Origin of the sequence: Paracoccus sp. NBH48, from assembly GCF_015390265.1 — a bacterium.
Taxonomy (GTDB): domain Bacteria; phylum Pseudomonadota; class Alphaproteobacteria; order Rhodobacterales; family Rhodobacteraceae; genus Paracoccus; species Paracoccus marcusii.
On record NZ_VUOJ01000011.1, the window covers coordinates 159,606 to 167,086 of the forward strand.

Consider the following 7,481-nt stretch of genomic DNA (forward strand, 5'->3'; position numbering starts at 1 on the left):
CTTTCGCTTTATCGACCCAACCCATTAAGTTCTGCGTAGGGTCGCAATCAAAAGCGACAACTTTCTGCCCGGATGCCAATGCCGCGCTGATAAGAACTTTGGTGAGTGACGTTTTTCCTGCGCCCACCCTTAGCGTTTATCACCGACACCACATCGAATCCGTCGCTCATACCAACCTCACTAGAATTTTTTAGCCCTAAGTCTGCTTGTTGCCAGGCTATGACAGCCTGAGACATTGTGACAAGTGCGAAAGTTGCGAAAGTTGCTACTTAAGATACTACTGTGACCGATGTGCCCAGTACTACTAGTGCAACCATCGTACCCACCCATGCTAGTGCGACTATGATGCCCAAAGGCACTATTGTAGCTATAGCTACTATTGTGATGTTTGCGAATTTTGTAACCAATGCACCCAACGCACCTATCGCACCTATAGCACCTTTTGCGCCTAACGCACCTAATGCACCCATCTCGCCTAGTGAAACCCGTCCACCTAACCGACCCATAACAGCCAATGCATCCAGTGCGCCTAATGCACCTAATGCACCTAATGCGACCATAGCGCCTACTGAAACCAACGCACCTATCGCACCTAGTGGTACCAGTATGACCACTATGCCGAGGAAGGCCGGTCCTTCTGCCAAGCCATGTGCTTTGAAGCGACCTGGCAGAGAGCTGCGGGCGCGAGGTGGCGCATCCGAAGGTCAGGCGCGATTTTTAGCGCCACAGGCCCACGATTGGGCCTTTGCGGTATCTAGGTAGCCGAAAACCTGTTTTGTGGCTTCCACGGCTCTCTCCGGCGCTCTCAGGGGCATTGAAGGTTGCGTGCAACCTGTCCCGAAATGCCCTGCGCCCTTCGATCTGCGATCTTCGGGAAGGAAATTGCCCAAACACTACCCGCATTCTGCCCCCCACATTCCCTTTTTCGACGCCTGCGGCATCGAGGGATTGTTTTTGAGGGGGTCAGAGGGTAGTGTTTGAGTTGCAGGATATGTCCAATGTTAACCAAAATTGCATTTCGGAGCCATTTGTGTGAAACCTCTTGAGCGCCGGAACCGCATTCGGACCCTTCTTTCGCAGGGTCATTCAGGCCGCGACAATCGCGCAGCAGCTTGGCGTTGCGCCATCGACGGTCTACCGGATCAAAAGCGGCCAGGGCGCTATCCTCGGAGACCGCGCCGCCTACGTGACCGTCGGAGCGAAGGTGACGACCCATGAGAAAGGCTGGCCTAGACAGGCTTGTTCGGGAGAATGTTGCGTCGAAGCAGGGCCGCTCTCTTGCGCAAAATGACACGGGCGGTCGGCGGATTTTACGATTCCAGCCCTGCTGAAGAACAGTTTCTTGCAGAAGCCATGAGGCACCTGACCGCTTTAGGCGGCAATTTTAACCAGATCGCGGCGGCTCTGTCGGTGTCTGTGAAGAAGACCGGGACTGCAAATCCATCACCGGAGCAGATCGAACGCATCCGCCAGGCGAACGACGAGGTGGAAAATCTGAAGAAGGTGGTCGGGGCCATGCTTCGCAACATGCAGGTGAAGGCTGCAACCCTGCATGGCAGACTGTCTGCTGACGAGGCGGGTGGACACCCTCGATGAGTAAACATTACTCTGCAATCGAACAGGTTATGGGCCGACTGTTCGACAGGGAGCAGTCAAGCCGCAACGGATCGCCATGGCGCAAAGGCAGCGGGTCGTCGGGCGGTAAGTCTTCGAGAGGGAAGGGGCTTTCTGTCAGCCGCATGAGCCGGGTCGGCGCACGCCACGGTCAGGCCATTTTTAAGCTCGTGCGAACGGGTGGCGTTGACAGCAAAAGCGGACTGAAGGGCCAGCTCAATTACATTTTTCCGCGACGACAAGGTTGCGGAGGTCATTGATCCGAGCGGCATTCTTAGGGCGCACGATGAGCCAACAAACAAGCAAATCAACAGGCTTGTAGACAGCCTTTCCGATAACTGGTGGGCGAATACCCGGAACGGTCAGACATCGCACATGATCCTCAGTTTTCCGGAGGGTACGTCAATCAAGGACGTGACAGAGATCGTCCGCGATATATGCGCCGAGAAATTTGAAGATGGTGATGTGCGTTTCAAGTATGTCGCGGCCATTCACGACGACCAGGAACACCACCCCCACGCCCATATCGTCTTGAACCGCCGTGGCAGCGACAACAGCCTGTTCAATATGCGGCGGGGGACCGATTACAGCTATGAGGCATTCCGTGAAGCGATGGCGGAACATGCCGAACGGCGCGGTATCATGCTCGATCCAACTTCGCGCTTTGAACGCGGGATTACCGATCGCCAGCCGACGCAAACCGAGCAGTGGAATGCAAGCCGGGAAGGCCGCGCACCGCAGCAGCGGCCTCGGACTGGGACCGATCTCTTGTATGCGCAAGAGCAAGTGAGCTTCGCTAAAATTGGTTACGAGGCGATGGCTGTAATTGCAGCCAACGCAGACTGTCAGCGCCTTGAGAACGCATATGAGGGCGTTGCGAACATGCTTATGTCGAACAAAGGAGATTACAAAATGCCTGCCCTTAGCGCCGACGAGCTGGAGAAATTCGATCAGTACGCGTCTCTTTTGAACGACGCACTTGCAAGGTCGCAGGAGGTTCTTCTGACGAAGGATGCGACCCAACGTGTTCCTTACGAAAAGCAGCTTTCCGAAAATATGGCAGCGTTCACCGCGCTGAGTCCTGATGCCGGGTACGCCAAAGGTTTGCACGAAGACCCGCGCGGCATGTCGATCTACATGCACAAGGCCGATGGAAAACGACTTCACCTGGTCGAAGGCAGCGGAGCGGATCGAAGAATACACCCGAGACACAGGATTGAATGCACAAGCTATCACGACGCGCCTGCAAGCAGGGGCAGGGAGCTTGTACCTTGAACAGATGTGGATGCAGGACGATCTACGTCAGGTCGCAAAAGCTGCCGATCTAAGCCTGTCCGACCCGGAGCAGCGTCAACAGGCGATTGCCGAGCTGACAAACGTGTACCAAGAATCCGCGAGGATCTTCAGGCACACTACGATATACGGCCAGTGCCTCAGCTCGAACGCGATTATCTTGACGCTAGCGGGCGTCCTACGTTGACGGCCGCAGAACGCGACAGCATCGAACACCAGTTCAGCCGCACCGATTTTAGCTATGGCTATTCTGATGACAGCGAAGCGCGGAGTAGGGGACAGGATCAGGTTGAGGCTGCGCAAACCCGCTTCACCGAATTTTCGCAGCAGTCGCGCGAACACGCGATTTTCGCATCTGCTCTTTGGGACAGGTCAACCGATGTTGTCATGCCCCCGGAAGGGTACGTGCCTGCGAATGAGCGTGATGCCGCATTGGAAGCCCCGCAGCCTCGATGCAGTGGCGGTTACTGACGCCGAACGTCAGGACATTGAAATGTCGTTCCAGCGTCAGGAATGGGATGCTGCGGAACGGTATAGCAACGACACAGAGGCATATGAGAAAGCCAGCAATGAGATGGATGCCTTCGAGCCGCAGGTTTCAGAGTTCGCCGAGAAGTCGCCAGCCCACGCAACATTGGCGTCTGAAATGTGGGATCGTTACGCCAAGGACAGAACCCGTTCGTAGGCTACTTGGCCGAGGACGAGCGGGAGCGTGAGGGGCCGGAACAGCGTGCGGCTGCGGTAGACGCATTTGCCGACCTCAGGGCAAAGAGTGGCAGCGACTACTCGCTGACAGACAGCGCCGAGGAACACCAGGAAGTCATTCGCCTGCTGAAAGAGAACACCACCGAGGCTCAGTACGACCGTTTCCGCCGCGGCGATCTAGGCGCCATCGACCACATCACCAAAGATCAGGTCTTTGGCCGACAGCTCATGGTGCAGGCGGAAATGAACAACCGTAGCACCGGCTTTGTCATGTCGCATGAAACCGAGCGGCTCATGTCGGATCACCGGGACTATCTCAAAGAGACTTTTGACAAAGATCGCGACCGCAGCAACGAGTACGAAAGGTAGCAGACATGCAACGTCAACTTGCCTCTGGGCTATTTTTCACGATGGGCGGGGTAATCCTCGCCTATATCTTTGCAACGCTGTGGGTCGATCAAAACCTATATGGGACCATAGGTTACGACTATCTCATAATGAATGCATTCGATCTTCGGACGCAGGACGAGGGTCTTTTCACGCAGGTCTGGTTGATATTTTCTGTTTCTTGCCATAGGCGGTTTCGCCTTTGGCGCACACTCCGCGTCTGAGGCTCTGACAAAACAAGGCACGTCTGAATGGCAGTCGCGTTGGGAAATGCGGCGCAACAAATTGTTGGGTAAGCCGGGCAAAGGCTTCATTCTTGCAAAGACTTCTGCGCCTGAATCTCGGGGCCAGTTTATAACGTCAGATAAATACCCCAACTGCTTGATCGTAGCACCAACAGGCGCAGGTAAAGGCGTCGGTTTTGTCTACCCCAACCTTTTTACCTTCGAAGGTTCTACAGTCACACTTGATGTTAAGGGGGAGAATTTCAAAAACACCGCCAGATGGCGGGCACATATGGGCAATAAAATCTATAAATTTGCCCCTGTAGAATTTGGAAAACCATCGCATCGGTACAACCCGCTTGAGCGAATTGGAAACGCTGACAGACTACGGACAGATCAACTTTGAACTCCGCAAAATCGCTACTTTGTTTCTTCAGGCTGATGGGGCAGGGGAGTGGTTGAAGGGTGCGATTCAGCTTTTCAGCGTTATGGGTGGCGTGGCCTATGAAAGAAAGGACTTCACCCTCGGAGGGATTCACCGTGCCCTATCAGAAGGTGAAGGCGATCTTCAAAAGCATATCAAAAACCTTTCTCAGACTGCCAAAGAGCCAGCCCTGCGAACCGAATTGGCAGGTATGGCTAAGCTTGAGACGAAAACGCTTAGTTCCTACAAGTCTGTCTTGAATAATGCCGGATTTGACCTTTGGGCCAACCCGCATATTGACGACATGACCTCGGCAAGTGATTTTACTTTCAATGATCTTCGCCGTGAAAAGACTTCGATTTATTTTGTTGTTGCTGAAGCTGATCTTGAGCCGCTTGCAGGATTGGTCAGGCTGTTTTTTCAACGAGCTTGTTGCGACGATCCAGAGTCGGATGCCGGAGAAAGACGAGCCCTATCATGCAATGATAATTCTGGACGAGTTTCATCTTCTCGGAAAGATGACTGCTGTTGCACGTGCGATGACGACCATTCGGGGTTTCCACGGTCGAATTGCAATTATTACTCAGACAATCCCTGTGCTGGACTCAATCTACTCCTACGAAGAACGGCTCTCGATACAAGGCGGTGCGGGGTTGAAGCTCTACATGACGCCATCCGAGGAAATGACGATCGAGGATCTTTCCAAAGCTTGTGGCATGACGAGCAAACGGGCGATCACGCGGTCTCGACAAGTCGGCCTTGGTCAGCGGGTTACGTTGACCGAACGAACCGATGAAAGGCCGCTGCTAACTGAGGACGGAGCAAGACGCTTACCTGAGGACGTGAGCATCATCATCGTCAACGGCAAGCAGCCGTTGAAGGTTAAAGCTATCGTTCACCACAGGGATCGGCATTTTGCGAAAATTCTGGAAATGCAGAACGAGTTGAGCTGGGAAGCTGTTGAGAAGTCACTTCTACAATCGCGGATCAATCACCTTGAACGCAAATCACTGAAAGCGCAGCAGCCGCCGCCGCCGGTGAAAGATGCGCCTGCCAATAAGGCGGAACAGCCGAGTGAACAGGACGGACAGAAGCCGGCGGACCTCGCCCGGATCGGCAGAGAACGCGGATCAGCCCGCTACACAGGCGCACAATCACCAGTGATACCGACCGGGAAAGCCGAGCAAGCGCCTCAGGACGAACCGCAGACCTTGAGATTGCCTTCGGTGAGGGATCTTACGACTGACGACATGCAGACCGTCGCGGCCTATGTAGCATCATCGCTAGACCTTTATGATGAAATCCGAAAACTAAAGGACGCAGAACCTGTGCCCCGCGGTCGTTGATCGGACCAGAAAGAAAGCAAAGCGGGACAAGCTGAATCTCGGACAGCAATTTCAGCTTGAAATTGGTAAGCGACATTACTGACGGTCCCGTCGAAAGCGGCGATGTAGAGAAGATTGACGAAGACAAAAAAAAAGCCGCCAGAGGCGACTTAGCTAGCAATAGAGAAGGGGGCAATGCCCCCCTTTTTCATTTTCGTCGCAGCCTTGCCAATCGCTCAGACGCTCGATTGATCTGGTTAGCGCGAAGTTCACCGCATCATTGGTATTGCTGACGGGTCTTCATGTACGACGCGGTATCTGCGACCACGCCCCGAGCTGCTTGTCCTGCGTAGTTGCCCGCGCGGGCTGAAACGCTTGCGCCTGTTGATGGCTCGATGCCAGCAGCCCCGTTACCAACCCACGTGCTGCGGCACCACCAGATCGCAGCGCGCCAGCTCCTGTCTTCATCGCCCTTGCAGACACAATCGCCGTGACCGCCCCCAGGGCGAAGTCACCAGCGACCATCGTGACGATCAAAGGGCTTAGAAGGACGAGGAAGGATGCGAGGACGAGTACCATCAGAACAGGCGTGATCTGACCGATAGTATCAACCGCCTCGGGGTCGATACTGGCAATCGTCGCGTTGCCCATACCCAAAATCGTCGCAAAAATGCCGATCAGGATAAGCGGATACATCAAGACCTTAATCACACCGCTCAGCCACGTATCAAAGTAGGATCTTGTTTGCGCCGTAAGCGTTGCGAGGATTGCGAAGGGGGCCAAGCCGACAAGCACAGCCAGGACGACCCTAGATGCGACCATTGCCAATGTAGCAAGTGCGCCAAAAGACCGCGATAGCCATGAACATGAGGGCGTTAATCATCCCACCAGAATGTTCAAACGACCAGCAGTGACATTGGCGTAGTTCCCATGTTTTCTGCAAGGTTGTCCAATTCCCTAGGAAAACTTGTCTCTGTTTCCCCAACGCCAAGGCCCCCGGCCAACATGGCGTTTCCAATTGCTCCAAAGCCGCCCTCAATGGCTGAAAAGACGCCATTAAAGTCCGCCCAAGCTCTGCATGAACAGTGCGACCAGAACGAGCTTGAAGATCAGCCATACCGAAGTTCCCAACTTCAAATATGTCTGACTTGCAGAGCCATGTTCAGAAGAACCAGAACCGCGATAAGAGCCGAAACCAACTGAGCTGTCCCGGCAATTTCTGATGCGACCGCTTCGAATTGAGATTGGCCCCAGTGACGCCAACAATTCCATGGTGTTCAAGTAGGTTCGTTCGATGAATCCCATGATCTTACTCCACGCTTGCGCATAGCCTTGTGACCATAGGCAGTAACGGTCTGCTATAATCGGCCAGTTTGTCTCGCGCAGCCTCAAACCTGCCGCGTTCAGCCTCACCCCACACAAATTTAGAGTCGGGGCTGACCTCTGCCCAGATCGCCTCGACTAGTGGCCGGGACTCGTTCCAGTCGGGATAGAGCTGATCGCAAGAGC

At 54.3% G+C, this 7,481-nt stretch carries 6 protein-coding genes and 2 pseudogenes; 7 read left to right on the forward strand and 1 reads right to left on the reverse strand.

Going from position 1 to position 7,481, the window contains the following annotated elements; translation table 11 throughout:
- The first annotated feature begins 1,278 nt into the window (after positions 1 to 1,278).
- The 7 genes and pseudogenes from F1642_RS14695 (at position 1,279) to F1642_RS14720 (ending at position 5,993) form a co-directional block, all read left to right on the forward strand.
- On the forward strand, positions 1,279 to 1,596 hold the full coding sequence (locus F1642_RS14695; protein WP_194886589.1) for a hypothetical protein: 318 nt from the start codon (positions 1,279 to 1,281) through the stop codon (positions 1,594 to 1,596).
- Positions 1,597 to 1,920: 324 nt separating this feature from the next.
- A complete protein-coding gene (locus tag F1642_RS14700) occupies positions 1,921 to 2,889 on the forward strand; it encodes a relaxase/mobilization nuclease domain-containing protein (RefSeq protein WP_370582891.1) in 969 nt (322 codons plus the stop codon).
- Positions 2,890 to 3,322: 433 nt separating this feature from the next.
- Positions 3,323 to 3,592 (forward strand): hypothetical protein, encoded by a 270-nt coding sequence (locus tag F1642_RS14705; RefSeq protein WP_194886591.1) that lies wholly within the window; start codon positions 3,323 to 3,325, stop codon positions 3,590 to 3,592.
- A gap of 5 nt (positions 3,593 to 3,597) precedes the next feature.
- On the forward strand, positions 3,598 to 3,981 hold the full coding sequence (locus tag F1642_RS14710) for a hypothetical protein (RefSeq protein ID WP_194886592.1): 384 nt from the start codon (positions 3,598 to 3,600) through the stop codon (positions 3,979 to 3,981).
- A gap of 288 nt (positions 3,982 to 4,269) precedes the next feature.
- Complete coding sequence (locus F1642_RS14715; RefSeq protein WP_194886593.1) at positions 4,270 to 4,629, forward strand: type IV secretory system conjugative DNA transfer family protein; 360 nt, start codon at positions 4,270 to 4,272, stop codon at positions 4,627 to 4,629.
- A 52-nt stretch (positions 4,630 to 4,681) separates the two neighbouring features.
- Positions 4,682 to 4,978, forward strand: a pseudogene (locus F1642_RS16645) (type IV secretory system conjugative DNA transfer family protein); the annotation flags it as partial.
- 1 nt (position 4,979) lies between these two features.
- A complete protein-coding gene (locus F1642_RS14720; RefSeq protein WP_255522470.1) occupies positions 4,980 to 5,993 on the forward strand; it encodes a type IV secretory system conjugative DNA transfer family protein in 1,014 nt (337 codons plus the stop codon).
- A 279-nt stretch (positions 5,994 to 6,272) separates the two neighbouring features.
- Here F1642_RS14720 and F1642_RS14725 read toward each other — a convergent pair.
- A pseudogene (locus F1642_RS14725) lies at positions 6,273 to 6,806 on the reverse strand (type IV secretion system protein); the annotation flags it as partial.
- Positions 6,807 to 7,481: the final 675 nt, after the last annotated feature.